Source organism: Pseudomonas sp. rhizo25, from assembly GCF_031931935.1.
GTDB classification, from domain to species: Bacteria; Pseudomonadota; Gammaproteobacteria; order Pseudomonadales; family Pseudomonadaceae; genus Aquipseudomonas; species Aquipseudomonas synxantha.
Genome location: NZ_JAUJXA010000001.1, coordinates 704,064 through 729,155, shown reverse-complemented (window position 1 = coordinate 729,155; position 25,092 = coordinate 704,064). Strand labels below are relative to the sequence as shown.

The window sequence follows — 25,092 nt, the reverse complement described above, 5'->3', positions numbered from 1 at the left end:
GTTTTTTGAGGGTCGCCTGACATGGAGCGTCTGATACGCTTTTTTGCCGCTTTGACCCGCTGGGGCCTGGGCCTGTGCGCGTTGCTGCTGGTATTGGCGGCGGTATACGTGAGCCTGGGGCGTGAGTTGAGCCCTCTGGTGGCTGAATACCGCGCCGAAATCGAAGCCAAGGCCCAGGCCGCCGTGGAGACGCCTTTGCATATCGGCAGCCTTGAAGGCCGTTGGAGCGGGTTTGCCCCGGTATTGCTGGCCCACGACGTCATGGTCGGCGAGGGCAGCAGTGCCTTGCGTCTTGACCAGGTGGAGGTTGTGCCGGATATGTGGGCCAGCCTGATGGCCCGTCAAGTGCGTATCGCCCACCTGGAAGTCAGTGGCCTGCAACTGAGCGTCAAGGAAGACAAGGATGGGCGCTGGACGCTGCAAGGCTTGCCGGTGCAGGACGACCAGCCGCTGGACCCGCAGCAGTTGCTGACGCGCATGCAAATGGTCAAGCGCGTGTCGGTGCTGGACAGCCAGGTCACCTTGCAACCCTTCGACCAGGCACTAGTGACCGTAACGTACGTGGGCCTGAGCCTGCACACCGGCATGAGCCAACAGCGCCTGGATGCACGCCTGACCCTGCCCGACGGCCAACCGCTTGCTGTCAGCCTGCGTAGCCACATCCGCGCCAGCCAATGGAAAGACGCCGAGGTCGATGCCTATCTGAGCTTGCCGCAAAGCGACTGGGCCAAGTGGATTCCCGCCAAACTGACCCGGCAATGGAAGCTCACTCAGTTCAAGGCCGGTGGCGAGTTTTGGCTCAGTTGGGCCAAAGGCACCGTACAAAGCGCTGCGGTGCGCCTCAATTCCCCGCAAGTGAAGGGCAACTACGCCGACCGCAAGCCTGTGCATCTGGAAAACCTGGCCCTGACCGCCTACCTGCAACGCAGCGACAGCGGCCTCAAGGTGCTGTTTGATTCGCTGGCGATGACTATCGGTGAGACCCGCTGGGAGTCGCGCCTGCAATTACAGCAGAGCCTGGCGACCGATAAGGCTCAGGAAGTGTGGAACCTGCAGGCCGATCGTCTCGACCTGACACCCATCACGCCACTGCTCAATGCCTTGGCGCCGTTGCCGGAAGGCTTTGCCAAGACCGTCGAGCACTTGAAGGCCACGGGCCTGCTGCGCAATGTGCTGGTGGACTTCAGACCCCAGGACACCACCGACCAGAAAGTCAGTTTTGCCGCAAACCTTGAGCGTGTAGGCTTCGACGCGTATTTCGGCGCGCCGGCTGCGCGCAATGTGTCTGGCAGCATCAGTGGCGACCTGGGCCATGGCGAGCTGCGCATGGACAGCAAGGACTTTTCCCTGCACCTGGACCCGATCTTCGCCAAGCCCTGGCAGTACATCCAGGCCAACGCACGCCTGACCTGGAAACTGGATAAACAGGGTTTCACCCTGATTGCCCCGTATATCAAGGTGCTGGGGGAGGAGGGCAAGGTTGCTGCAGACTTCCTGATCCGCCTGCACTTCGATCATAGTCAGGAAGACTACATGGACCTGCGGGTCGGGATGGTCGATGGCGATGGCCGTTTCACCCCCAAGTACCTGCCCGCCGTGTTGAGCCCGGCGCTGGATGAGTGGCTGCGTACGGCAATCCTCAAGGGCGCCGTGGATGAAGGGTTCTTCCAGTATCAAGGCTCCCTGAACCACGACGCGCTGCCGGCGTCGCGCAACATCAGTCTGTTCTTCAAGGTGCATGATGCCGAGTTGGCCTTCCAGCCGGGTTGGCCCCATGTTGACAAGGTCAACGGTGAAGTCTTCGTCGAGGAAAGCGGTGTGCGCATCCTGGCAAGCAAGGGCCAGTTGCTCGATACCCAGGTTAAGGACGTCTACGTCAACATTCCCCACGCGCCGGCCGGCCAGGACAGTCACCTGCTGCTCACTGGCGGGTTCTCCGGCGGCTTGGGCGATGGCTTGAAAATTCTCCAGGAAGCGCCCATTGGCACCGCGTCCACGTTCGCTGGCTGGAAAGGCGAGGGCGGCCTGCAGGGCAGCCTGGACCTGGACGTGCCCCTGGCCAAGGGCACCGAGCCCAAGATCGTGGTTGACTTCAAGACCGACAAGGCGCGCTTGCAATTGGCCGAGCCGACCCTGGACCTGACCCAGCTCAAAGGCAATTTCCGTTTTGACAGTGCCAAGGGCCTGAGCGGGCAGAACATCTCGGCCCAGGCCTTCGACCGGCCGATCACTGCGCAGATTTTTGCCGAAGGCAAGCCGGGCGATATCAGCACCCGCGTGACCGCCAACGGCCAGGTAACGGTCAAGCGCCTCACGGATTGGTTGAACGTCAGCCAGCCACTGCCGGTGTCCGGGGATATCCCGTACCAGTTACAAGTCATCCTGGACGGCGCAGACAGCCAGTTGATGGTCAACTCCAATCTCAAGGGTGTCGCCGTGGACTTGCCGGCGCCATTCGGCATGCCGGCCAGCCAGGGGCGCGACAGTACCTTCCGCATGACCTTGCAGGGGGCTGAGCGCCGTTACTGGTTTGATTACGGCGAGCTGGCAAACTTCACCTTTGCTGCGCCGCCGGACAAATTCAATGACGGGCGCGGCGAATTGTTCCTCGGCAATGGCGATGCCGTGCTGCCCGGTGCAAAGGGACTGCGCATTCGTGGTGTGTTGTCGGAACTGGATATCGACCCGTGGAAAAAACTCGTGGATCGCTACGCGGGGAATGACCCGGGCGGCAATGCCAAGCAGTTGCTCAGTGGCGCCGATTTCAAAGTGGGCAAGTTGACCGGGTTCGGCACCCAGTTTGACCAGGTCAGCTTACAGCTGGGTCGCAAGACCGCTGCCTGGGGGCTGCAATTTGATAGCCAGCAGGCCAAGGGCACGGTGAATCTGCCCGACGCCAACGGTGCGCCGATTGCGGTCAACCTCAACTATGTAAAATTGCCAGCAGTGGACCCGACGGTACAGGCGGACGAAAACGCGCCCGATCCGCTGGCCGATATCGACCCCAAGAGCATTCCGGCACTGGATATCGCCATCGACCAGCTCTTCCAGGGGCCGGACTTGGTGGGGGCGTGGTCATTGAAGATCCGTCCGACCGCCAAGGGCATGGCCTTCAATAACCTCGACCTGGGCCTCAAGGGCATGCAGCTCAAGGGTGCCGGCGGCTGGGAAGGGGCGCCGGGCGCCAGCAGCAGTTGGTACAAGGGTCGCCTGGACGGCAAGAACATTGCCGATGTGCTCAAGGGCTGGGGTTTTGCCCCGACGGTGACCAGCGAAGATTTCCATCTGGACGTGGATGGCCGTTGGCCGGGTTCGCCGGCCTGGGTTGGGCCCAAGCGCTTCTCCGGCAGCCTGGATGCGGCATTCCGTAAAGGCCAGTTCGTCGAAGTGGAGGGGGGCGCGCAGGCGTTGCGGGTGTTTGGCCTGCTCAACTTCAATTCCATTGGCCGGCGTTTGCGTCTGGACTTTTCCGACCTGCTTGGCAAGGGCTTGAGTTACGACCGGGTCAAGGGCTTGCTGGCCGCCAGTAATGGCGTGTTCGTGACCCGTGAGCCCATCACCATGACCGGGCCCTCTACCAATCTGGAGCTCAACGGTACCCTGGACCTGGTGGCTGATCGCGTCGACGCCAAGTTGCTGGTGACCTTGCCGGTGACCAACAACCTGCCCATCGCGGCGCTGATTGTCGGTGCACCAGCTATTGGCGGCGCGTTGTTCCTGATCGACAAACTGATCGGTGATCGGGTTTCGCGCTTTGCCAGTGTGCAATACAAGGTACAGGGCCCCTGGAAGGATCCGAAAATCACCTTCGACAAGCCATTTGAAAAGCCAAACTGAGAGCCTGTGGAGTAGCATGGCCCCATGCCCTGTATGGAGTGTCGGCCCATGTCTTTTGCAGTAATCCAAATGGTCAGCCAGAGTGACGTGCTGGCTAATCTCACCCAGGCGCGCCGCCTGCTGGAGCAAGCGGCGGCGGGTGGCGCGAAACTCGCGGTACTGCCGGAAAACTTCGCTGCGATGGGTCGCCGTGACGTGGCCGATATCGGCCGCGCCGAGGCCCTGGGTGAAGGCCCGATCCTGCCATGGTTGAAACAGGCCGCCCGTGACCTCACCTTATGGATAGTGGCCGGTACATTGCCGTTGCCGCCCAAGGACCAACCCCACGCCAAGTCCAACGCTTGCTCGCTGCTGATCAATGATCAGGGTGAAATTGTCGCTCGTTACGACAAGCTGCACCTGTTTGATGTGGACGTCGCGGATGCTCGTGGTCGTTATCGCGAATCTTACGACTATGCTTTCGGAAGCAATGTGGTGGTGGCGGATACGCCAGTGGGGCGTTTGGGGCTGACGGTGTGCTACGACTTGCGCTTCCCCGAGCTGTATAGCGAATTACGCGCTGCGGGGGCTGAATTGATTACCGCGCCCTCGGCCTTTACGGCGGTGACCGGGGCCGCCCATTGGGATGTGCTGATTCGGGCGCGGGCCATCGAAACCCAGTGCTACCTGCTGGCGGCCGCTCAAGGTGGCGTGCACCCAGGCCCACGGGAAACCCATGGCCACGCGGCGATTGTCGACCCTTGGGGGCGGGTGCTGGCACAACAGGATCAAGGCGAAGCGGTGTTGCTGGCCGAACGCGATAGCAGTGAACAGGCGTCGATAAGGGCGCGCATGCCGGTGGTCAGCCATCGGCGCTTTTTCTCGCAGGGCGCGCAGCGGCCTGCTTCAGAACGATGAATTTAAGGCCAAACCTATGAGCGAGTTGTTGTCCTCAGTCAGTGAACACCTCCTGGCACCCGGTGGCGTGACCATCGAAAGTCTGCAAACCGTGCTGGGCGATCTGGCCGGGCCGGGCATCGATGCCGCCGATCTGTATTTCCAGGGGCAGATCTCCGAATCCTGGTCGCTGGAAGACGGCATCGTCAAGGAAGGCAGTTTCAATCTTGACCAGGGCGTCGGCGTGCGTGCGCAATCCGGTGAAAAAACCGGCTTTGCCTACAGTAATGCGATTACCCTGGAAGCCCTGGGCCTGGCGGCGCGTGCGGCACGTTCGATTTCCCGTGCCGGCCAGAACGGTACGGTGCAGGCGTTCAGCACCCAGGACGTGACGCAGTTGTACGCGCCGGATAACCCCTTGGAAGTGATCAGCCGTGCCGAAAAGGTCGAGCTGCTCAAGCGTGTCGACGCGGCCACCCGCGCCCTGGACTCGCGTATCCAGCAAGTGACCGTGAGCATGGCTGGCGTGTGGGAGCGCATCCTCGTCGCCTCCACCGACGGCGGGTTGGCGGCGGATGTGCGGCCGCTGGTGCGTTTCAATGTGAGTGTGATCGTCGAGCAGAACGGTCGCCGCGAGCGTGGTGGCCATGGCGGTGGCGGGCGCACCGACTACCGTTACTTCCTCGCTGACGACCGTGCCATGGGCTATGCCCGTGAGGCGCTGCGCCAGGCCCTGGTGAACCTGGAAGCGATTCCGGCGCCCGCCGGTACCTTGCCGGTGGTGCTGGGCTCGGGTTGGTCCGGCGTGTTGCTCCACGAAGCCGTGGGCCACGGCCTGGAGGGCGACTTTAATCGCAAGGGCAGTTCCGCCTACAGTGGGCGCATGGGCGAAATGGTTGCATCCAAGCTGTGCACCATTGTCGATGACGGCACCCTGGCCGGTCGCCGGGGTTCGTTGAGCGTTGATGACGAAGGGACGCCGACCGAGTGCACCACCCTGATCGAAAACGGCGTGCTCAAGGGCTATATGCAAGACAAGCTCAACGCTCGGCTGATGGGTGTGGCGCGCACCGGTAACGGCCGCCGCGAATCCTACGCGCACCTGCCTATGCCGCGCATGACCAATACCTACATGCTTGGCGGCCAAAGCGATCCGGCGGAAATCATCGCCTCGGTGAAACGTGGCATCTACTGCGCCAACCTCGGCGGTGGCCAGGTGGATATCACCAGCGGCAAGTTTGTGTTCTCCACCAGCGAGGCATATTTGATCGAAGACGGCAAGATTACCGCGCCGGTCAAAGGGGCGACGCTGATCGGTAACGGGCCGGAAGCGATGAGCAAGGTGTCGATGGTCGGTAATGACCTGTCGCTGGACAGCGGCGTGGGCACGTGCGGCAAGGATGGGCAGTCGGTGCCGGTAGGCGTAGGCCAGCCAACCCTGAAAATTGACGCGATTACCGTGGGTGGCACGGGGTCGTAAAGGATGGAGCTTCGGGTGGCGCAGGCCGCCACCCGGGGAAGAGGATCAGCGCAGACCGCGTTGAGTCTCGTCCAGCTCACGAATGTACTTGAAGATTTTACGGCTGGTGGCCGGCGCCTTGTTATGCGCCAGTTCGTGTTGGGCCTGACGGATCAGGGAGCGCAGTTGCTGGCGGTCCGCGTCCGGGTAGTCCAGCACGAATTTCTCCAGCACGGCGTCATCGCCCGCGATCAGGCGGTCACGCCAACGTTCCAGGTTATGGAAGCGTTCGTTGTACTGGCGAGTGGAGGCATCAGTTTGATCGAGCAAGGCCAGAATCGCGTCAATGTCCTGATCGCGCATCAGTTTGCCAATAAACATGATGTGCCGTTTACGCGCGATATTCGCGCTGTGTTTGGGCGCATCCGCCAAGGCCCGGCGCATTTCGTCGGTCAGTGGCAGTTTGGCAATCAACTCTTTTTTGAGCGTTGTGAGGCGCTCGCCCAGGTCAACCAGCGCATGCAGCTCGCGCTTGACCTGGGTTTTGCTTTTCTCCCCATCGAGGGAGTCGTCGTAAGAATCAACCATGGTGGCAGTCCGCAAAGAAACGCCGCCATGATAACCAGTCGGGGGCCGCTTGTCCGGCCCGGTCGCTCGATGGCCTTAACCGAAAGCAGAATTTGAGTGGAGAAAACCATGAGTGCAGCCCAAAGCGTCGGTCCGCAAGCGTTACCGGCACTGCAGGAACAAGTCGAGCAGATCCTTGCCGAGGCCAAGCGCCAGGGGGCCAGTGCCTGTGAAGTAGCGGTGTCGCTGGAGCAGGGGTTGTCGACGTCGGTGCGCCAGCGAGAAGTGGAAACCGTCGAGTTCAATCGCGACCAGGGGTTCGGTATCACCTTGTACGCAGGCCAGCGCAAAGGCTCGGCAAGCACCTCAGCCAGTGGCCCGGAGGCCATTCGCGAGACCGTTGCCGCAGCACTGGCGATTGCCAGGCACACGTCCGAAGATGAAAGCTCGGGGCTGGCCGATAAGGCGCTGATGGCCAGGGACGTACAGGATTTTGACCTGTTCCACGCCTGGGACATCACCCCCGAGCAAGCCATTGAGCAGGCGCTGGTCTGCGAGGCGGCGGCCTTCGATACCGACGCCCGGATCAAGAATGCCGACGGCACTACGCTGAGCACCCACCAGGGCTGCCGCGTTTACGGCAACAGCCATGGCTTTATCGGTGGATATGCTTCGACGCGTCACAGCCTCAGTTGCGTGATGATCGCCGAAGCCAACGGCCAGATGCAGCGCGATTACTGGTACGACGTGAATCGCCAGGGCGATTTGTTGGCGGACCCCGTCAGCATTGGCCAGCGTGCTGCGCAACGTGCCGCCAGCCGTCTCGGTGCGCGCCCGGTGCCGACATGCGAAGTGCCGGTGCTGTTTTCCGCAGAGCTGGCCGGTGGTTTGTTCGGTAGCTTCCTTGGCGCTATTTCCGGCGGCAACCTGTATCGCAAGTCTTCGTTTCTTGAAGGCGCAATCGGCCAGAAGCTGTTTCCAGAGTGGCTGACCATCGACGAGCGGCCACACCTGATGCGGGCCATGGGCAGTTCGTCGTTCGACGGCGATGGCCTGGCGACCTATGCCAAGCCATTTGTCGAAAAGGGCGAGTTGGTCTCCTATGTATTGGGCACTTATGCCGGTCGCAAGCTTGGCCTGCCAAGCACCGCCAACTCCGGCGGCGTGCATAACCTGTTCGTTACCCATGGTGATGAAGACCAGGCTGCGTTGCTGCGGCGCATGGGGCGTGGGTTGCTGGTCACCGAATTGATGGGCCACGGCCTGAATATGGTCACCGGTGATTACTCTCGCGGCGCGGCGGGGTTCTGGGTGGAAAATGGCGAGATTCAGTTCGCCGTCCAGGAAGTGACGATTGCCGGCAATATGCGCGATATGTTCAAGCAGATCGTTGCCGTGGGTAATGACCTGGAACTGCGCAGCAATATTCGCACAGGTTCAGTGCTCATCGAGCGGATGACTGTCGCTGGCAGCTAACCCCCCTCCAGCACTCAATAAAAGGCGCGCCATCCTTTGGATGGCGCGCCTTTTTTATGGCTTGGTCATGGGAGGATCAACCTGCCGCTCTTGTTTTGATTCTCAATATCATTTAATAATAAATATCATTACCGAGTGAGTGTGGATCATGAGTTCTGTCCTGCATGAGGATCCTTACCTGGAAAGCTGGCGTTGGATGAGCCGCCAGATTCGCTGCGGCCTCGATCCCGATGAACCGCGGCTGATCGAGCATTACCTCAATGAAGGTCGATACCTGGCGTGTTGCACCGCGACCCATCCGTGGACGATCGCCGAAACCTCATTCCGCCTGTTGATCGACACCGCCAGCGATATCGCGCTGCCCTGGCATTGGCGCTCCATGTGCCTGGACCAGGCCTGGCGCCCGCTGCGCGACCTGGAACGACTCTCCCATTGCCCCTGCCGCCTCAAGCGCTGGCAGTCCTTTGCCTGGCAACTGGCGACTTGCCAATTGCTGCCCTCCATTTCTGTGTCTGACCTTGTGCAAGGATCTTCCGATGAGTAATACCCGTATCGAACGCGACAGCATGGGCGAGTTGAAAGTCCCGGCAGAAGCCTTGTATGGCGCCCAGACCCAGCGTGCGGTGAACAATTTTCCCATCAGTCATCAACGCATGCCGGCGCAATTCATTCGCGCCCTGATCCTCGCCAAGACCGCCGCGGCCAAGGTCAACGTTGACCTCAAGCAAATCAGCGAAGGGCAGGGCAAGGCCATTGTCGATGCTGCCCAAGGCTTGCTGGAAGGCGACTACATGCAGCACTTCCCGGTGGACATCTTCCAGACCGGTTCCGGCACCAGCTCCAACATGAACGCCAATGAAGTGATTGCCACCCTTGCCAGCCGTTTGCTCGGCGAGACGGTCAACCCCAATGACCACGTCAATTGCGGCCAAAGCAGCAACGACATCATCCCTACCACCATTCACGTCAGCGCAGCGTTGGTCCTGCATGAAGAAACGCTGCCGGCCCTGCTGCACCTGGTGCGGGTGATCGAGCAAAAGGCCGAGGAGGTTCACCCGTTCATCAAGACCGGCCGTACACATCTCATGGACGCCATGCCAGTACGCATGAGCCAGGTGCTCAATGGCTGGGCGCAGCAGCTCAAGGCCAATATCGGTCACTTGCAGGACCTGCTTGCGGCCTTGCAAGCGCTGGCCCAGGGCGGTACCGCCGTGGGCACCGGGATCAACGCGCACCCCGAGTTTGCCGGGCGTTTCAGCCAGCAACTGAGCCGCTTGACCGGGGTGAAGTTCACTCCAGGCACGAATCTGTTTGCGCTGATTGGCTCCCAGGACACCGCCGTTGCCGTCTCTGGCCAGTTGAAAGCCACGGCCGTCTCGCTGATGAAGATCGCCAACGACCTGCGCTGGATGAACTCCGGCCCACTCGCCGGCCTCGGTGAAATCGAGCTGGAAGGCTTACAGCCGGGCTCGTCGATCATGCCGGGCAAGGTCAACCCGGTGATCCCGGAAGCCACAGCCATGGTAGCCGCCCAAGTCATCGGCAATGACACGGTGATCACCGTGGCCGGTCAATCGGGCAACTTCGAGCTGAACGTGATGCTGCCGATCATCGCCCAGAACCTGCTCAGCAGCCTTGAATTGATCGCCAATTCCAGCCGTTTGCTGGCGGACAAGGCCATTGCCAGTTTCAAGGTCAACGAGGCCAAGCTCAAGGAGGCGCTGTCGCGCAACCCGATCCTGGTCACCGCACTCAACCCGATCATTGGTTACCAAAAAGCCGCTGAAATCGCCAAGAAGGCTTATCAGCAAGGCCGGCCGGTGATCGATGTCGCCCTCGAGCACACCGATCTGCCACGCAGCCAACTGGAAGTCCTGCTGGACCCGGAGAAGCTCACGGCCGGCGGCGTGTAACCAACGACTCTGCTTTGGAGGCTCACTATGGAGCACTGGAAACGCACGATCGAACGAGCCAATCGCTGTTTTATGGCGGGCGAGCTGGTTGACGCCCGCGAGGCCTATCTGCAAGCCCTGGCCCTGGCCCAAGTGTTGTTCGAACGCTGGGCGGATGCCGACGAAGCAGTGGCGGCTTGCGTCATTTCCCATCACAACCTGGCGGACTTGCACTTGCGCCTGAACCAACCAGAGGAAAGCGCGGAATACCTCTGTGCCATCCACCAGCGCCTGTTGCAGACCATGCAGGACCCACGCCTGAACCCGCAATTACGCGAGGCAGCATTGCGCCAGAGCAGCAAGACCTATGTCGAACTGTTGAACTTCATCAGCGATCACGGCGAGTACCCGCGTACCCATCGCTTGTTGGGCGCTGCTGCGCCGCAATCGTCCACGTCTCAATACGGAGCACATTGATATGACCTATACCTTGCCGGCCTTGCCTTACGCCTACGACGCCCTCGAGCCGCATATTGATGCGCAAACAATGGAGATTCACTACACCAAGCACCACCAGACCTATATCAACAACCTCAACGCTGCAGTCGAGGGTACTGAGTTTGCCGGTTGGCCGGTGGAAAAGCTGGTGTCCAGCGTCCAGCAACTGCCGGAAACGCTGCGGGCCGCGGTGATCAATCAAGGTGGCGGGCATGCCAACCATTCATTGTTCTGGGCCGTCATGTCGCCCAACGGCGGCGGTAAGCCAGAAGGTGCGCTGGGGAATGCTATCGACGAACAACTGGGCGGCTATGATCGTTTCAAGGAAGCCTTCACCAAGGCAGCCTTGACCCGCTTCGGCAGCGGTTGGGCCTGGCTCAGCGTCACCCCGCAAAAAAAACTGGTGGTGGAAAGCAGCGGCAACCAGGACAGCCCACTGATGACTGGCAATACGCCGATCCTGGGCCTCGACGTGTGGGAGCATGCTTACTACCTGCTGTACCAGAACCGTCGCCCGGAATATATCAATGCCTTCTACAGTGTCATCAACTGGCCGGAAGTTGCCGTACGCTACCAGGCCGCCCTGGCCTGAAATTCCTCCATAACAAGATCTAAGGCCGACTATGGGCACTGAAACACTGGCGATCAGTAGCGTGCGAATGTTTCGTTATGCGTTTGGCTCGCTGTTGCTATTGGCTGGTACCGCGTTGCTGGTGGCCCACGGGCTGGCCTGGCTTAACCTGGAGCCCCGCATCCTGCGCGCTTTGCAGGGAGGCGCGATTTGCGCGCTCGGCACGGCGCTGGGGGCGGTGCCAGTGCTGGTGATTCGGCGCATGCCGATAGCGCTGAGCGATACCCTTTTGGGTTTCGGTGCCGGTGTGATGCTGGCGGCGACCGCTTTCTCCCTTGTGGTACCGGGTATCGCCGCGGCTGAAAGCCTGGGGCTCTCGCCCTGGGGGGCGGGTGGGTTGATCAGCTTCGGCATTATGCTGGGGGCGTTCGGTCTGTACCTGGTCGATCGCAAGGTCTCCGGTGCCAGCCCGGAAATGCTGGTGGGCACACCGGATAAACCAGTGATCCCGCCGCGCATCTGGCTATTTGTGTTTGCCATCATCGCTCACAATATTCCAGAGGGTATGGCTGTGGGTGTCTCGGCGGGTGGTGGCATGCCGGATGCCGATAGCCTGGCCATGGGCATTGCTTTGCAGGACGTACCGGAAGGCCTGGTGATTGCGCTGGTGCTGGCTGGGGCGGGGATGTCGCGGGTCAAAGCGTTTCTGATCGGCGCGGCGTCAGGCTTGGTCGAGCCGGTATTCGCGGTACTTTGTGCCTGGTTGGTGAGCCTGGCCGAGGTGCTATTGCCCTTGGGCCTGGCGCTGGCCGCCGGTGCGATGCTGTTGGTGGTGACCCACGAAGTGATCCCCGAATCGCGGCGAAATGGTCACGAAAAGCTCGCCAGCCTCGGGCTGTGTATCGGGTTTTGCCTGATGATGGTGATGGATACGGCGTTGGGATGAGGCTCCCTGCTACTTAAAAGGTTATTCGCCTTCGTCGAAGTAGTTATTGATCAACTCAACCAATGCCGCCATCGCTTCGTCCTCTTGCTCGCCTTCGGTCTTCAGGTGAATCTTGGTGCCCTTGCCGGCCGCCAGCATCATCATCGCCATGATGCTCTTGCCATCGACCATGGATTCCGGTGTACGACCAGCGCGGATCTGACAAGGGTACTGCCCGGCCACGCCGACGAATTTGGCCGAGGCCCGGGCGTGCAGGCCCAACTTGTTGATGATTTCAATTTCCCGAGCCGGCATCGCAGTGGTGTTCCTTTCAGCTAAGGTCGCGGTGGCGGACCTGGACGTTCTTGAGGGTTTGTTGCAGCACCTGGCCCAGCCGTTCCGTCAGATAGACGGAGCGATGGTGGCCGCCAGTGCAGCCAATGGCAATGGTGACGTAGGCGCGGTTGCTCGCGGCAAAGCGCGGTAACCATTTGAGCAGGTAGCTGGAGATGTCCTGGAACATCTCTTCTACATCCGGTTGCGCGGCCAGGTAATCGACCACGGGTTGGTCCAAGCCGGATTGATCGCGCAGTTCCGGCTTCCAATAGGGGTTGGGCAGGCAGCGTACGTCGAACACCAGGTCGGCATCCACCGGCATGCCACGTTTGAAACCGAATGATTCGACCAGGAACGCAGTCCCGGGCTCTGGCTGGTTCAGCAGGCGCAGCTTGATCGCGTCGCGCAGCTGATACAGGTTCAGGTTGGTGGTGTTGATCTTAAGATCAGCCAGATCAATGATCGGCCCGAGCAGCTTGGTCTCGTCCTGGATGGCTTCGGCCAGGGAGCGGTTGGCGCTGCTGAGCGGGTGGCGACGACGGGTTTCTGAGAAGCGTTTGAGCAACGTTTCTTCGTCGGCATCCAGGTACAGCACATCGCAATGAATATGCTTGGCGCGCACTTCTTCCAGCAGTTCCGGGAACCGCGAGAGGTGGCTGGGCAGGTTGCGGGCATCGATAGACACAGCTACCAGGGGTTGCGCCAGTTCAGTATGGATCAGTGCGCGTTCCGCCAGCTCCGGCAGCAGGCCGGCGGGCAAATTGTCGATGCAATAGAAACCGTTGTCCTCAAGGACGTTGAGGGCGGTGCTTTTACCTGAGCCGGAACGGCCGCTGACGATGATCAAACGCATGATTACTGCCCGTTTTGTTCATCCAGGACGACCTGATACAGGGCCTCGTTGGTCTTGGCGCTGCGCAGTTTTTCGCGTACCTCCTTGCGGTCGAGCATGCTGGCGATCTGCCGGAGCAGTTCCAGGTGCGCATCGGTGGCGGCTTGCGGGACCAGCAATACGAACAGCAGGTCGACCGGGGCTCCGTCGATGGCGTCGAAATCGATGGCAGCTTCCAAGTGCAGCAGAGCGCTCACGGGCGTATCACAGCCTTTGAGGCGGCAGTGAGGGATGGCGATGCCGTTGCCAAAACCGGTGGAACCGAGCTTTTCACGGGCAATCAACGCCTCGAAGACATCTTGCATCTCCAGACCCGGCACTTCGCGGTGGATCAGGTTGGCAATTTGTTCGAGGGCTTTTTTCTTGCTGCCGCCCGGCGCGTTCACGAGGGAACGGCCGGGGGTCAGGATGGTTTCAAGTCGGATCATGGGGGGAGAGTTAACGACCTGTGCCTTGGAGCAGGCTCAGATTCTTTTCCTTATGCTTTTTGAGTTGGCGGTCGAGCTTGTCGGTGAGCAAGTCAATCGATGCATACATGTCTTCATGCTCGGCATTGGCAACCACTTCACCACCAGGTATCTGGAGGGTCGCTTCGATCTTCTGCTGAAGCTTGTCAACCTTCATGATGACCTGCACGTTGGTGATCTTGTCGAAATGTCCTTCAAGCTTCCTCAGCTTCTGCTCGACATAGTCGCGCAGTGGAGGGGTGACTTCTACATGGTGTCCACTGATGTTGACTTGCATACAGCTTCTCCTTCGTTGCCAGTGCATAAAGCGGCAGGCAAGACGCCTGCCACTGGAACGCTATGGCCCGCCCGTCACATCAAACGCTTACGCTCGCTGGAAGGCGCGATCCCGAGGGACTCGCGGTACTTGGCGACGGTTCGACGGGCGACCTGAATGCCTTGTGCCTCCAGTAAACCAGCGATCTTGCTGTCACTCAACGGCTTTTTCTGATTTTCCGCGGCAACCAGTTTCTTGATGATCGCGCGGATCGCCGTGGACGAGCATTCACCGCCTTCGGAGGTGCTGACGTGGCTGGAAAAAAAGTATTTCAGCTCATAAATACCCCGTGGGGTATGCATGAATTTCTGCGTGGTCACCCGGGAAATCGTTGATTCATGCATGCCCACCGCTTCGGCGATATCGTGCAGTACCAAAGGCTTCATGGCTTCGTCGCCATATTCCAGGAAGCCGCGCTGGTGCTCGACGATCTGGGTCGCCACTTTCATCAGGGTCTCGTTGCGGCTTTGCAGACTCTTGATGAACCAGCGGGCTTCCTGCAACTGGTTGCGCATGAAGGTGTTGTCGGCGCTGGTATCGGCGCGGCGCACAAAACCGGCATATTGCGGGTTGACCCGCAGGCGGGGCACCGACTCCTGATTCAGCTCCACCAGCCAACGCTCGTTGTCCTTGCGCACAATCACGTCGGGGACGACGTATTCGGCTTCGCTGGACTCGATTTGCGAGCCCGGGCGCGGGTTGAGGCTCTGCACCAGCTCGATGACCTGGCGCAATTCATCTTCCTTGAGCTTCATGCGGCGCATCAGCTGGCTGTAGTCGCGGCTGCCCAGCAGGTCGATGTAGTCCGCCACCAGGCGCTTGGCTTCGGCCAGCCAGGGCGTCTTGGCCGGCAACTGACGCAATTGCAGCAGCAGGCACTCGCTGAGGGTGCGGGCGCCAATGCCGGCGGGCTCGAATTGCTGGATGCGATGCAGGACGGCTTCGATTTCGTCCAGTTCGATGTCCAGCTCCGGGTCAAAGGCTTCAAGAATCTCGTCGAGGGTCTCGTCCAGGTAGCCCTGGTTATTGATGCAGTCGATCAGGGTGACCGCGATCAGGCGATCAGTGTCGGACATCGGTGCCAGGTTCAGTTGCCACAACAAATGGCTCTGCAGGCTCTCGCCGACAGATGTACGGGTGGTGAAGTCCCACTCGTCATCGTCGTTGCTCGGCAGGCTGCTGGCGCTGGTCTGGTACACGTCTTCCCACGCGGTATCCACGGGAAGCTCGTTGGGAATGCGTTCGTTCCATTCGCCGTCCTCGAGGTTATCCACCGTCGGGGCGGTTTCCTGGTAGGAGGGTTCCTGCACGTCGGGATTGGGTTTTTGCTCGATGTTATCGGCCAGAGGGTCGGCATTGTCGAAGTCGTCGCCTTCTTCCTGGCGTTCGAGCATCGGATTGGACTCCAGGGCCTCCTGGATTTCCTGTTGCAGGTCCAGGGTCGACAATTGGAGCAGGCGGATGGCCTGTTGCAGCTGCGGTGTCATCGTCAGCTGCTGGCCCATTCTCAGGACTAGCGATGGTTTCATGGCAGGGGCTTAACACCTTATTCGCCGGCGCAATGCGCCATCCACGACAGGGCGCGTGAGCGCCAAACATAAGCAAATTATATGCCTGATCTCGGGGGCTTTGCCTAGAGCGCGGTAACAATAAAAAAGCTAAGGTTTCTATTGACTCCTGCGCGCTCCAGGTAAAGCCGCGATACCACCGTGCCTACAGGCGGAACTCGTGACCCAGGTACACTTCCTTGACCAGCTCGTTGGCCAGGATAGTCTCGGCATCGCCTTCGGCAATCAGTTGGCCGTCGTTGACGATATAAGCCGTTTCGCAGATATCGAGTGTCTCGCGCACGTTATGGTCGGTGATCAGCACGCCAATGCCCTTGGCCTTGAGGTGGTGGATGATCTGCTTGATATCGCCCACCGAGATCGGGTCGACACCGGCAAACGGTTCATCCAGCAGGATGAACTTGGGCGCGGTCGCCAGGGCGCGGGCGATTTCCACACGACGACGCTCGCCACCGGACAGGCTCATGCCGAGGTTGTCGCGAATGTGGTTGATGTGGAATTCCTGCAGCAGGCTTTCCAGCTCTTTGCGGCGGCCATCGCGGTCGAGCTCCTTGCGGGTCTCCAGGATCGCCATGATGTTGTCGGCCACCGACAGTTTGCGGAAGATCGACGCTTCCTGGGGAAGATAGCCGATACCTGCCCGCGCACGACCATGCATCGGCTGGTGGCTGACATCCAGGTCGTCGATCAGCACACGACCCTGGTCCGCCTGGACCAGGCCGACGATCATATAGAAGCAGGTGGTCTTGCCGGCGCCGTTGGGGCCGAGCAGGCCGACGATCTGGCCGCTGTCGATCGACAGGCTGACGTCGCGTACCACCTGGCGGCTTTTATAGGCCTTGGCCAGGTGCTGGGCTTTCAGGGTCGCCATTACTCGGCCTTCTTCTTCGGCTGGATAACCATGTCGATACGCGGACGAGGTGCGGTGACCTTGTTGCCATTGGCGCGACCGGCCTGGGCGACCTGGGTCTGGGTGTTGTAGACGATTTTCTCGCCTTCGGTCGAGTTACCGTCGGCGCTCAGCACCTTGGCCTGGTCGATCAGTACAATGCGATTTTGCTGGGCATGGTATTGAATGGTCTTGCCGTAGCCCTTCATCGGGCCTGGATCTTCTGCCTTCTGCTTCTGTTCGAAGTAAGCGAGGTTGCCCACTGAGGTCACGACATCGATATCGCCGGCCTGGGTACGCGTCAGTGTCACCGTATTACCGGTGATCTTCATCGAGCCCTGGGTGATGATCACGCCGCCGGTGTAGGTGGCGACACCTTGCTTGTCATCCAGCTGCGCATCGTCAGCCGAGATATGGATCGGTTGCTGGCTATCGTTCGGCAGAGCCCAGGCGCTCACGCTTCCCAGTGCTGCGCCCAGACCGAGCAAAATAGGGAGGGTTTTAACGAGCCTCATACTGTCCTCTTACGTTCGATAGCAGGTGTATCCTGCTTTCTTTCAAATACGCTTTCATTCCCTTGCCAGTCGATACACCGCCAGCGCCGTCGATTCTAACGTCTTGCTCGGTCTGCGCATATTGCTTCTGTGGGAATACCGTCATGCGACTGCTGGTAATGATGGTGTCGCGGTTCTGTGCGTCTGTACGTGCGACGCGCACCGAGTCGATCAGTTCAACTTCGGTGCCGTCCGGGTTGACCTCGCCACGCTTGCTGGTGACGTGCCACGGAAATTCGGTGCCGCGATACAGGTTCAGGTCCGGATTGGTCAGCAGGCTGACTTCGGAGGCCTTCAAGTGCTCGACCTTGTCCGACGTCATTTCATACTGCACCTTCCCGTCGGGCAGGTACTGGATGCTGTAGGCATTGGTGGCGTAATAGTCGATAAGACCTTCGTCAACCTGCGCAACCGGCTGGTCGAGAAAGCGCCCTGGGCTGATATTCCAGTAGCCCACCGCCAAGAGCAGCGCGGCGATGACCCCGAATAACAGGAAGTTGCGGATCTTTTTACTCAGCATATAACGCTCTATAGGTAGGCGGCGTGGGCCGCTTCAAGACTGCCCTGGGCACGCAGGATCAACTCGCAGAACTCCCGGGCAGCACCTTCGCCGCCACGGGCGGTGGTGATGCCGTGGGCGTGTTCGCGCACAAACGCCGCGGCATTCGCGACGGCCATGCCCAGGCCCACCCGGCGAATCACCGGCAGGTCAGGCAAGTCGTCACCCAAATAGGCGACCTGTTCATAGCTTAGGTTGAGTTGGCCAAGAAGCTCGTCCAGCACTACCAGTTTATCCTCACGGCCCTGATACAGGTGAGCAATCCCCAGGTTTTGTGCGCGGCGTTCCACAACCGGTGTCTTTCGACCGCTGATAATCGCCGTTTGCACACCGGCCGCCATCAGCATCTTGATGCCCTGGCCATCGAGGGTGTTGAACGTCTTGAATTCGCTGCCATCTTCGAGGAAGTACAGGCGGCCATCGGTCAGCACGCCGTCAACGTCGAAAATCGCCAGCTTGATGTTTTTACCGCGTTGCAACAGGTCGCCGTTCATCTACATCACTCCTGCGCGCAGCAAGTCGCCAAGGTTAAGGGCCCCGATAGGGCGATCATCATTGTCGACGACGATGAGCGCGCCGATCCGGTGGTCTTCCATGATTTTCAGCGCCTCAGCCGCGAGCATTTCAGCGCGGGCGGTCTTGCCGTGAGGCGTCATTACCGCATCGATGGTCGCGGTGTGGATATCAATGGTGCGGTCCAGGGTACGACGCAGGTCGCCGTCGGTGAATACCCCGGCCAGGCGACCATCGGGTTCGACGATCGCCGTCATGCCCAAGCCTTTGCGGGTCATTTCCATCAGCGCATCCCTGAGCAGGGTGCCGCGTGGGACGCTTGGCAGTTCGGCGCCGGAATGCATGACATTTTCCACTTTAAGCAACAGGCGACGGCCGAGCGCGCCGCCTGGGTGGGAAAATGCGAAGTCTTCGGCGGTAAAACCGCGGGCCTCCAGGAGCGCCACGGCCAATGCATCGCCCATGACCAGCGCAGCAGTGGTGGAGGAGGTGGGCGCCAGGTTCAGCGGGCAGGCCTCGTGGGTCACGTGCACGTTCAGGTTGACATCGGCAGCCTTGGCCAGCGTCGATTCCGGGTTGCCGGTGAGGCTGATCATCTGGATGCCCAGGCGCTTGATCAGGGGCAACAGGGTCACGATTTCGTTGGTGGTGCCGGAATTGGACAGCGCCAGTATCACGTCATCCTTGGTGATCATGCCCATATCGCCGTGGCTGGCCTCGGCCGGGTGCACGAAAAACGCGGTGGTCCCGGTACTCGCCAGCGTCGCGGCGATTTTGTTGCCAATGTGACCGGACTTGCCCATGCCGACCACGACAACGCGGCCCTTGCTGGTCAGGATCAGCTCGCAGGCGCGCACGAAATCCGCGTCGATATGGGCCAGCAAGCCCTCTACGGCTTCAAGCTCGAGGCGGATGGTGCGTTGTGCGGATTGGATAAGCTCGTTGGATTGGCTCATGTCTGAATCGTATAGCCTGACGAAAAGTCGGCGATTATAGCCGTAATGATCAATACGCTCACGTAAGTTCGTCAGGGTTTGTGCGCGAGGTACATGAAAATCACCGTCCTTAACATAGCAGGCAACGTTTTTCCCCTGTCTCAAATCTGAACGAGCGCTGTTCCGGCCTTGGGGGCTCTGCACCAGCAGTGATATAGTTCGCCGCCAGTTCGGTCCACCCAACCCATGTGCCTAACTATTGCGCATCCTTTGCAAACCAAAGTCGCACACATGGTGTCTGAGTGAAAGGCTGCATCCCAAGGAGATTAGATGAGTGCCGATAACGCCTACGCGGTCGAGCTGAAGGGTCTTTCCTTCAAGCGCGGGACGCGCAGCATCTTCAATAACGTCGATATTCGCATTCCTCGCGGCAAGGTCACGGGCATCATGGGGCCTTCCGGTTGCGGCAAGACCACCCTGTTGCGCCTGATGGGCATGCAATTGCGGCCTAGTGCGGGCGAAGTGTGGGTCAACGGTCAGAATCTGCCGACCCTGTCGCGCAGCGATCTGTTCGATGCTCGCAAGCATATGGGCGTGCTGTTCCAGAGCGGCGCGCTGTTCACCGACCTCGATGTTTTCGAAAACGTAGCCTTCCCGCTGCGGGTGCACACCCAGCTGTCCGATGAAATGATTCGTGACATCGTGTTGCTGAAACTGCAGGCCGTGGGCCTTCGCGGTGCCATCGACCTGATGCCGGACGAATTGTCAGGCGGCATGAAGCGCCGTGTCGCGCTGGCGCGAGCCATCGCCCTCGACCCGCAGATCCTCATGTACGACGAGCCGTTCGTTGGCCAGGACCCGATCGCCATGGGCGTGCTGGTGCGCCTGATCCGTCTGCTCAACGACGCACTGGGGATCACCAGTATCGTGGTGTCCCACGATTTGGCCGAAACCGCGAGCATCGCCGACTACCTGTATGTAGTGGGCGATGGCCAGGTGCTGGGGCAGGGTACGCCTGAAGAGTTGATGAACGCCGATAACCCGCGCATTCGCCAATTCATGACCGGCGATCCCGATGGCCCGGTGCCTTTTCACTTTCCGGCAGCGGACTACCGCTCAGATCTTCTGGGGAAGCGCTGATGCGCAAGACATCTCTTATCGAGAAGGTTCGCCTTTTCGGTCGCTCGGGCATCGACATCGTCGAAGTCCTGGGGCGTTCGACCATTTTCCTGTTCCACGCCCTGCTGGGCCGCGGTGGCATCGGCGGCGGCTTTGGCCTGCTGCTCAAGCAGTTGCATGCAGTCGGCGTGATGTCCCTGGTGATCATCGTGGTCTCCGGGGTGTTCATCGGCATGGTGCTGGCGCTGCAAGGCTTCAATATCCTGTCCAGCTACGGTTCGGAGCAGGCGGTAGGCCAGATGGTGGCCCTGACCCTGCTGCGTGAGCTTGGTCCGGTGGTGACCGCCTTGTTGTTCGCGGGGCGTGCAGGTTCGGCGTTGACTGCCGAAATCGGCAATATGAAGTCCACCGAGCAGCTGTCCAGCCTGGAAATGATTGGCGTGGACCCGCTCAAGTACATTGTTGCCCCGCGCCTGTGGGCCGGTTTCATTTCCCTGCCATTGCTGGCGATGATTTTCAGCGTGGTGGGTATCTGGGGCGGTTCGTGGGTGGCGGTTGACTGGTTGGGCGTCTATGACGGTTCCTACTGGGCCAACATGCAAAACAGCGTCACCTTCACCGGTGACGTGCTCAACGGCATCATAAAGAGCGTTGTCTTTGCCTTTGTGGTGACCTGGATTGCCGTATTCCAAGGCTATGACTGCGAGCCCACCTCAGAAGGGATCAGTCGCGCCACCACCAAGACCGTTGTGTACGCCTCGCTGGCGGTACTGGGCCTTGACTTCATTTTGACCGCCTTGATGTTTGGAGATTTCTGATGCAAAACCGCACTGTGGAAATCGGTGTCGGCCTTTTCTTGCTGGCTGGCATCCTGGCTTTACTGTTGTTGGCCCTGCGAGTCAGCGGCCTTTCGGCCAGCCCCACCGCCGATACTTATAAACTTTACGCGTACTTCGACAATATCGCCGGTTTGACGGTCAGAGCTAAAGTGACCATGGCCGGCGTTACCATCGGCAAGGTCACGGCAATCGATCTGGACCGCGACAGCTTCACCGGGCGAGTGACCATGCAGTTGGACAAGAAGGTAGATAACCTGCCGACTGACTCCACGGCATCTATCCTCACTGCGGGTCTGCTGGGCGAGAAGTACATCGGCGTCAGCGTGGGCGGGGAAACAGCCCTGCTCAAGGATGGTTCGACCATCCACGACACGCAGTCGTCGCTGGTGCTTGAAGACCTGATCGGTAAATTCCTGCTCAATACGGTCAATAAAGACGCCAAATGAGGAATCTGTTCATGATCTCTACCTTGCGACGTGGCCTGCTGGTACTGCTTGCAGCGTTGCCGCTGATGGCCAACGCGGCAGGTTCTGCGCACGATTTGGTGCAGGACACGACCAACCGGATGCTGGCCGACCTGAAGGCCAACAAAGAGCAATACAAACAAGACCCTTCCCGATTCTACGAAGCACTCAACACGATTGTTGGCCCGGTGGTCGATGCCGAAGGCATTTCCAAAAGCATCATGACGGTCAAGTATTCGCGCAAGGCAACCCCGGCGCAGATGCAGACGTTCCAGGAAAATTTCAAGCGTGGCCTGTTCCAGTTCTACGGCAACGCTCTGCTGGAATACAACAACCAGGGTATCGTCGTTGACCCTGCCAAGGAGGAGTCGGGCGACCGTGCCGAGGTCGGCATGAAAGTCTCGGGCAGCAATGGCGCGATCTATCCGGTGTCCTACACCCTGACGAAAATCAACGGTGAGTGGAAGCTGCGCAACGTAGTCATCAACGGCATCAACATCGGCAAGCTGTTCCGCGACCAGTTCGCCGATGCGATGCAGCGCAATGGCAATGACCTGGACAAGACCATCAACGGTTGGGCCGGTGAAGTGGCCAAGGCCAAGGAAGAAACCGACAAAGCTGCCGGGAAGCCTGCGCAATGACCGAGTCGGCTGTTCGTATCGGCGACGCCGGCGAGCTGTTCCTCAGCGGCGTGCTGGATTACCGTACCGGGCCTGACCTGCGCAAGCAGGGCCAGGCGCTGATCAAGGCCAGCAAGGCGCCCGAAGTGGTACTCGATTGCTCGGCGGTGACCAAATCCAGCAGTGTCGGCCTGTCGTTGTTGCTGTGCTTCATGCGCGATGCCGAGGCGGTCAGAAAGCCGGTCAGCATCCGCGCATTGCCCGAAGACATGCGTGAGATTGCCCAGGTTTCTGGTCTGACCGAGCTGCTGGCGCATCCTTAATACACACTTTCAGGAAAGCCCCCCGTCAGAGTCCTGCTATGCGGGGTTCGCAGGCGCGGGGCTTTTTTGTATGATGTGCGACCCGTGCGCACTGGGCGCCGATAGAGGTTGAGCATGCAGGCCCTAGAAGTTAAGAGCTTCCTTGAAGGAAAGCTGCCGGAAACGACTGTTGAAGTTGAAGGCGAAGGCTGCAATTTCCAGCTGAATGTGATTAGCGATGAACTGGCGGCGTTAAGCCCGGTCAAGCGTCAACAGCAGATCTATGCCCATTTGAACCCGTGGATCACCGATGGCAGCATCCACGCGGTCACTATGAAATTTTTCAGCCGCGCGGCCTGGGCCGAGCGCACCTGAGCCCCCAAGGCGTCGAGATTCTTATGGATAAATTGATTATTACCGGCGGTGCCCGCCTCGATGGCGAGATCCGCATTTCCGGTGCGAAAAACTCCGCCTTGCCGATCCTGGCAGCAACCCTGCTGTGCGATGGCCCGGTGACGGTGGCCAACCTGCCGCACCTGCACGACATCACCACCATGATCGAGCTGTTCGGGCGCATGGGCATTGAGCCTGTGATCGACGAGAAACTGTCAGTCGAAATCGACCCGCGAACCATCAAGACCCTGATCGCTCCGTACGAACTGGTGAAAACCATGCGTGCGTCGATCCTGGTACTCGGCCCGATGGTTGCCCGTTTCGGTGAAGCCGAAGTGGCCCTGCCTGGCGGCTGTGCCATTGGTTCGCGTCCGGTCGACCTGCACATCCGTGGCCTGGAAGCCATGGGCGCGATCATCGACGTCGAAGGTGGCTACATCAAGGCCAAGGCGCCGGAAGGTGGCCTGCGTGGTGCGAACTTCTTCTTTGATACCGTCAGCGTAACCGGTACCGAGAACATCATGATGGCCGCTGCCCTGGCCAAAGGCCGCAGCGTGCTGCAAAACGCCGCACGTGAGCCGGAAGTGGTCGACCTGGCCAACTTCCTCAACGCCATGGGTGCGAAAGTTTCCGGTGCTGGCACCGACACCATCACCATTGATGGTGTAGAGCGTCTGCACACTGCCACCTACAAGGTCATGCCGGACCGTATCGAGACCGGCACCTACCTGGTCGCCGCTGCCGTGACCGGTGGTCGTGTAAAGGTCAAGGATACCGATCCGACCATCCTTGAAGCCGTCCTGGAAAAACTCAAGGAAGCCGGCGCAGAAATCACCACCGGTGAAGACTGGATCGAGCTGAACATGCACGGCAAGCGGCCAAAGGCTGTCAACGTGCGCACCGCTCCATACCCGGCCTTCCCGACCGACATGCAGGCGCAGTTCATCTCCCTGAACGCAATTGCCGAAGGCACTGGTGCTGTGATCGAGACCATCTTCGAAAACCGCTTCATGCATGTGTATGAACTGCACCGCATGGGCGCCAAGATCCAGGTCGAAGGCAATACCGCCATCGTCACCGGCATCGACAAGCTCAAGGGCGCGCCAGTGATGGCGACCGACCTGCGTGCCTCGGCCAGCCTGGTGATCTCGGCACTGTGCGCCGAAGGCGACACCCTGATCGACCGCATCTACCACATAGACCGTGGCTACGAGTGCATCGAGGAAAAACTGCAGATGCTCGGCGCAAAAATCCGCCGCGTACCGGGCTAACCCCCGCTGCACTGTAGGAGCGAGCTTGCTCGCGAAAAACTCATGTACACCGCGTTGACTCTGAGTAAACGCGTTATCGTTGACGTTCTTCGCGAGCAAGCTCGCTCCTACACACACACTGGTTTGTTTCAAATCGAGGCTGTCATGGCCTCGATCTGTGTCCGGCGCCATTTGCGACCGGGCCGCAATAGCCTGATAAAGGACTGACGTTCCCATGTTGACCATCGCACTGTCCAAGGGCCGCATCCTTGACGACACGTTGCCGCTTCTGGCTGAAGCGGGCATCGTGCCGACCGAGAATCCGGACAAGAGCCGCAAGCTGATCATCCCCACGACCCAGGACGATGTGCGCCTGCTGATCGTGCGGGCTACCGACGTGCCGACCTACGTTGAACATGGTGCCGCCGACCTGGGTGTGGCCGGTAAGGACGTACTGATGGAATACGGCGGCCAGGGCCTCTACGAGCCATTGGACCTGCGTATCGCCCTGTGCAAGCTGATGACCGCCGGCCGTGTCGGCGATGTCGAGCCCAAGGGCCGCCTGCGAGTGGCAACCAAGTTCGTCAACGTCGCCAAGCGCTACTACGCCGAACAAGGCCGCCAGGTCGATATCATCAAGCTCTACGGCTCGATGGAGCTGGCACCGCTGATCGGCCTGGCCGACAAGATCATCGACGTGGTCGACACCGGCAACACCCTGCGCGCCAACGGTTTGGAACCGCAGGATTTCATTGCCGACATCAGCTCCCGCCTGATCGTCAACAAAGCGTCGATGAAGATGCAACACGCCCGTATCCAGGCGTTGATCGACACCCTGCGCAAGGCAGTGGAGTCTCGACACCGCGGTTGACTCACCTGCGTAGCCCAAAGGCTGCGCCCGTCTATCCGCCTCATAGCCAGAATTCTCAGGTGCCCAAGCGGAGCGAACGGTAGTTTAGGGCGCCTGAGTTTTTT

At 60.0% G+C, this 25,092-nt stretch carries 28 protein-coding genes; 17 read left to right on the top strand and 11 right to left on the bottom strand.

Features of this window, described 5'->3' with window-relative positions; all coding sequences use genetic code 11:
• Positions 1–21: 21 nt before the first annotated feature.
• Genes QZR30_RS03445 through tldD form a run of 3 tightly spaced genes read left to right on the top strand, consistent with a single transcriptional unit; the run spans position 22 to position 6,193 of the window.
• Positions 22–3,837, top strand: coding sequence for a YhdP family protein (locus QZR30_RS03445; RefSeq protein WP_311902937.1), 3,816 nt, complete (start codon positions 22–24; stop codon positions 3,835–3,837).
• 48 nt (positions 3,838–3,885) lie between these two features.
• Complete coding sequence (locus QZR30_RS03440; RefSeq protein ID WP_311902936.1) at positions 3,886–4,734, top strand: carbon-nitrogen hydrolase family protein; 849 nt, start codon at positions 3,886–3,888, stop codon at positions 4,732–4,734.
• 16 nt (positions 4,735–4,750) lie between these two features.
• Positions 4,751–6,193 (top strand): metalloprotease TldD, encoded by a 1,443-nt coding sequence (gene tldD, locus QZR30_RS03435; RefSeq protein WP_046070918.1) that lies wholly within the window; start codon positions 4,751–4,753, stop codon positions 6,191–6,193.
• A 45-nt stretch (positions 6,194–6,238) separates the two neighbouring features.
• On the opposite strand, the gene yjgA is transcribed toward tldD, so the two are convergent.
• Positions 6,239–6,760, bottom strand: coding sequence for a ribosome biogenesis factor YjgA (yjgA, locus tag QZR30_RS03430; RefSeq protein ID WP_046070919.1), 522 nt, complete (start codon positions 6,758–6,760; stop codon positions 6,239–6,241).
• A 108-nt stretch (positions 6,761–6,868) separates the two neighbouring features.
• Between yjgA and pmbA the strand changes: the two genes are divergently transcribed.
• The 6 genes from pmbA (at position 6,869) to QZR30_RS03400 (ending at position 12,122) form a co-directional block, all read left to right on the top strand.
• Entirely contained in the window at positions 6,869–8,215 is a 1,347-nt protein-coding gene (gene pmbA, locus QZR30_RS03425; RefSeq protein WP_046070920.1) for a metalloprotease PmbA, read from the top strand.
• A 148-nt stretch (positions 8,216–8,363) separates the two neighbouring features.
• Positions 8,364–8,759: a hypothetical protein gene (locus QZR30_RS03420; RefSeq protein WP_046070921.1), complete on the top strand. Its 396-nt coding sequence runs from the start codon at positions 8,364–8,366 to the stop codon at positions 8,757–8,759.
• Complete coding sequence (locus tag QZR30_RS03415) at positions 8,752–10,128, top strand: class II fumarate hydratase (RefSeq protein ID WP_046070922.1); 1,377 nt, start codon at positions 8,752–8,754, stop codon at positions 10,126–10,128. Before QZR30_RS03420 ends, QZR30_RS03415 begins: the two co-directional genes overlap by 8 nt.
• A gap of 27 nt (positions 10,129–10,155) precedes the next feature.
• Entirely contained in the window at positions 10,156–10,584 is a 429-nt protein-coding gene (locus QZR30_RS03410; RefSeq protein WP_046070923.1) for a hypothetical protein, read from the top strand.
• A 1-nt stretch (position 10,585) separates the two neighbouring features.
• Positions 10,586–11,197 (top strand): superoxide dismutase, encoded by a 612-nt coding sequence (locus QZR30_RS03405; RefSeq protein WP_046070924.1) that lies wholly within the window; start codon positions 10,586–10,588, stop codon positions 11,195–11,197.
• 31 nt (positions 11,198–11,228) lie between these two features.
• The gene (locus QZR30_RS03400; protein WP_046070925.1) at positions 11,229–12,122 is read left to right on the top strand and encodes a ZIP family metal transporter; all 894 of its coding nucleotides are present in this window, start codon (positions 11,229–11,231) and stop codon (positions 12,120–12,122) included.
• A gap of 21 nt (positions 12,123–12,143) precedes the next feature.
• Here the strand turns inward: QZR30_RS03400 and QZR30_RS03395 are convergent, their stop codons facing one another.
• The 10 genes from QZR30_RS03395 to QZR30_RS03350 form a co-directional block, all read right to left on the bottom strand.
• The gene (locus QZR30_RS03395) at positions 12,144–12,416 is read right to left on the bottom strand and encodes an HPr family phosphocarrier protein (RefSeq protein ID WP_046070926.1); all 273 of its coding nucleotides are present in this window, start codon (positions 12,414–12,416) and stop codon (positions 12,144–12,146) included.
• Between the two features lie 16 nt (positions 12,417–12,432).
• Entirely contained in the window at positions 12,433–13,290 is an 858-nt protein-coding gene (gene rapZ, locus QZR30_RS03390; protein WP_046070927.1) for an RNase adapter RapZ, read from the bottom strand.
• Positions 13,291–13,292: 2 nt separating this feature from the next.
• A complete protein-coding gene (ptsN, locus tag QZR30_RS03385) occupies positions 13,293–13,757 on the bottom strand; it encodes a PTS IIA-like nitrogen regulatory protein PtsN (RefSeq protein WP_046070928.1) in 465 nt (154 codons plus the stop codon).
• Positions 13,758–13,767: 10 nt separating this feature from the next.
• Positions 13,768–14,073: a ribosome hibernation-promoting factor, HPF/YfiA family gene (gene hpf / locus QZR30_RS03380; protein WP_027604812.1), complete on the bottom strand. Its 306-nt coding sequence runs from the start codon at positions 14,071–14,073 to the stop codon at positions 13,768–13,770.
• Between the two features lie 74 nt (positions 14,074–14,147).
• Positions 14,148–15,641 (bottom strand): RNA polymerase factor sigma-54, encoded by a 1,494-nt coding sequence (locus QZR30_RS03375; RefSeq protein ID WP_046070929.1) that lies wholly within the window; start codon positions 15,639–15,641, stop codon positions 14,148–14,150.
• 184 nt (positions 15,642–15,825) lie between these two features.
• Entirely contained in the window at positions 15,826–16,551 is a 726-nt protein-coding gene (gene lptB, locus QZR30_RS03370) for an LPS export ABC transporter ATP-binding protein (protein ID WP_005784841.1), read from the bottom strand.
• Positions 16,551–17,084, bottom strand: a complete 534-nt coding sequence (gene lptA / locus QZR30_RS03365; RefSeq protein ID WP_043050759.1) for a lipopolysaccharide transport periplasmic protein LptA — start codon at positions 17,082–17,084, stop codon at positions 16,551–16,553. Before lptA ends, lptB begins: the two co-directional genes overlap by 1 nt.
• The gene (gene lptC / locus QZR30_RS03360) at positions 17,071–17,643 is read right to left on the bottom strand and encodes an LPS export ABC transporter periplasmic protein LptC (RefSeq protein ID WP_046070930.1); all 573 of its coding nucleotides are present in this window, start codon (positions 17,641–17,643) and stop codon (positions 17,071–17,073) included. Before lptC ends, lptA begins: the two co-directional genes overlap by 14 nt.
• An 8-nt stretch (positions 17,644–17,651) precedes the next feature.
• The gene (locus QZR30_RS03355) at positions 17,652–18,176 is read right to left on the bottom strand and encodes a KdsC family phosphatase (RefSeq protein WP_056845505.1); all 525 of its coding nucleotides are present in this window, start codon (positions 18,174–18,176) and stop codon (positions 17,652–17,654) included.
• Positions 18,177–19,151, bottom strand: coding sequence for a KpsF/GutQ family sugar-phosphate isomerase (locus QZR30_RS03350; protein WP_046070932.1), 975 nt, complete (start codon positions 19,149–19,151; stop codon positions 18,177–18,179).
• Positions 19,152–19,460: 309 nt separating this feature from the next.
• Here QZR30_RS03350 and QZR30_RS03345 point away from each other — a divergent pair, with 309 nt between their 5' ends.
• The 8 genes from QZR30_RS03345 to hisG all read left to right on the top strand — a co-directional run bounded on the left by QZR30_RS03345 (position 19,461) and on the right by hisG (position 24,988).
• Positions 19,461–20,270: an ATP-binding cassette domain-containing protein gene (locus tag QZR30_RS03345; protein WP_003216128.1), complete on the top strand. Its 810-nt coding sequence runs from the start codon at positions 19,461–19,463 to the stop codon at positions 20,268–20,270.
• The gene (gene mlaE, locus QZR30_RS03340; protein ID WP_274357968.1) at positions 20,270–21,067 is read left to right on the top strand and encodes a lipid asymmetry maintenance ABC transporter permease subunit MlaE; all 798 of its coding nucleotides are present in this window, start codon (positions 20,270–20,272) and stop codon (positions 21,065–21,067) included. The genes QZR30_RS03345 and mlaE overlap by 1 nt, the downstream gene beginning before the upstream one ends.
• Positions 21,067–21,534, top strand: a complete 468-nt coding sequence (gene mlaD / locus QZR30_RS03335; RefSeq protein ID WP_003171814.1) for an outer membrane lipid asymmetry maintenance protein MlaD — start codon at positions 21,067–21,069, stop codon at positions 21,532–21,534. The genes mlaE and mlaD overlap by 1 nt, the downstream gene beginning before the upstream one ends.
• Positions 21,535–21,545: 11 nt before the next feature.
• A complete protein-coding gene (locus QZR30_RS03330) occupies positions 21,546–22,193 on the top strand; it encodes an MlaC/ttg2D family ABC transporter substrate-binding protein (protein WP_046070933.1) in 648 nt (215 codons plus the stop codon).
• Positions 22,190–22,495: an STAS domain-containing protein gene (locus tag QZR30_RS03325; RefSeq protein ID WP_046070934.1), complete on the top strand. Its 306-nt coding sequence runs from the start codon at positions 22,190–22,192 to the stop codon at positions 22,493–22,495. Before QZR30_RS03330 ends, QZR30_RS03325 begins: the two co-directional genes overlap by 4 nt.
• Positions 22,496–22,609: 114 nt before the next feature.
• Positions 22,610–22,849, top strand: a complete 240-nt coding sequence (locus QZR30_RS03320; protein ID WP_003188597.1) for a BolA family protein — start codon at positions 22,610–22,612, stop codon at positions 22,847–22,849.
• A 23-nt stretch (positions 22,850–22,872) separates the two neighbouring features.
• On the top strand, positions 22,873–24,138 hold the full coding sequence (gene murA, locus QZR30_RS03315) for a UDP-N-acetylglucosamine 1-carboxyvinyltransferase (RefSeq protein ID WP_046070935.1): 1,266 nt from the start codon (positions 22,873–22,875) through the stop codon (positions 24,136–24,138).
• A gap of 214 nt (positions 24,139–24,352) precedes the next feature.
• Positions 24,353–24,988, top strand: coding sequence for an ATP phosphoribosyltransferase (hisG, locus tag QZR30_RS03310; RefSeq protein WP_003188599.1), 636 nt, complete (start codon positions 24,353–24,355; stop codon positions 24,986–24,988).
• The last annotated feature ends 104 nt before the right edge of the window (positions 24,989–25,092 follow it).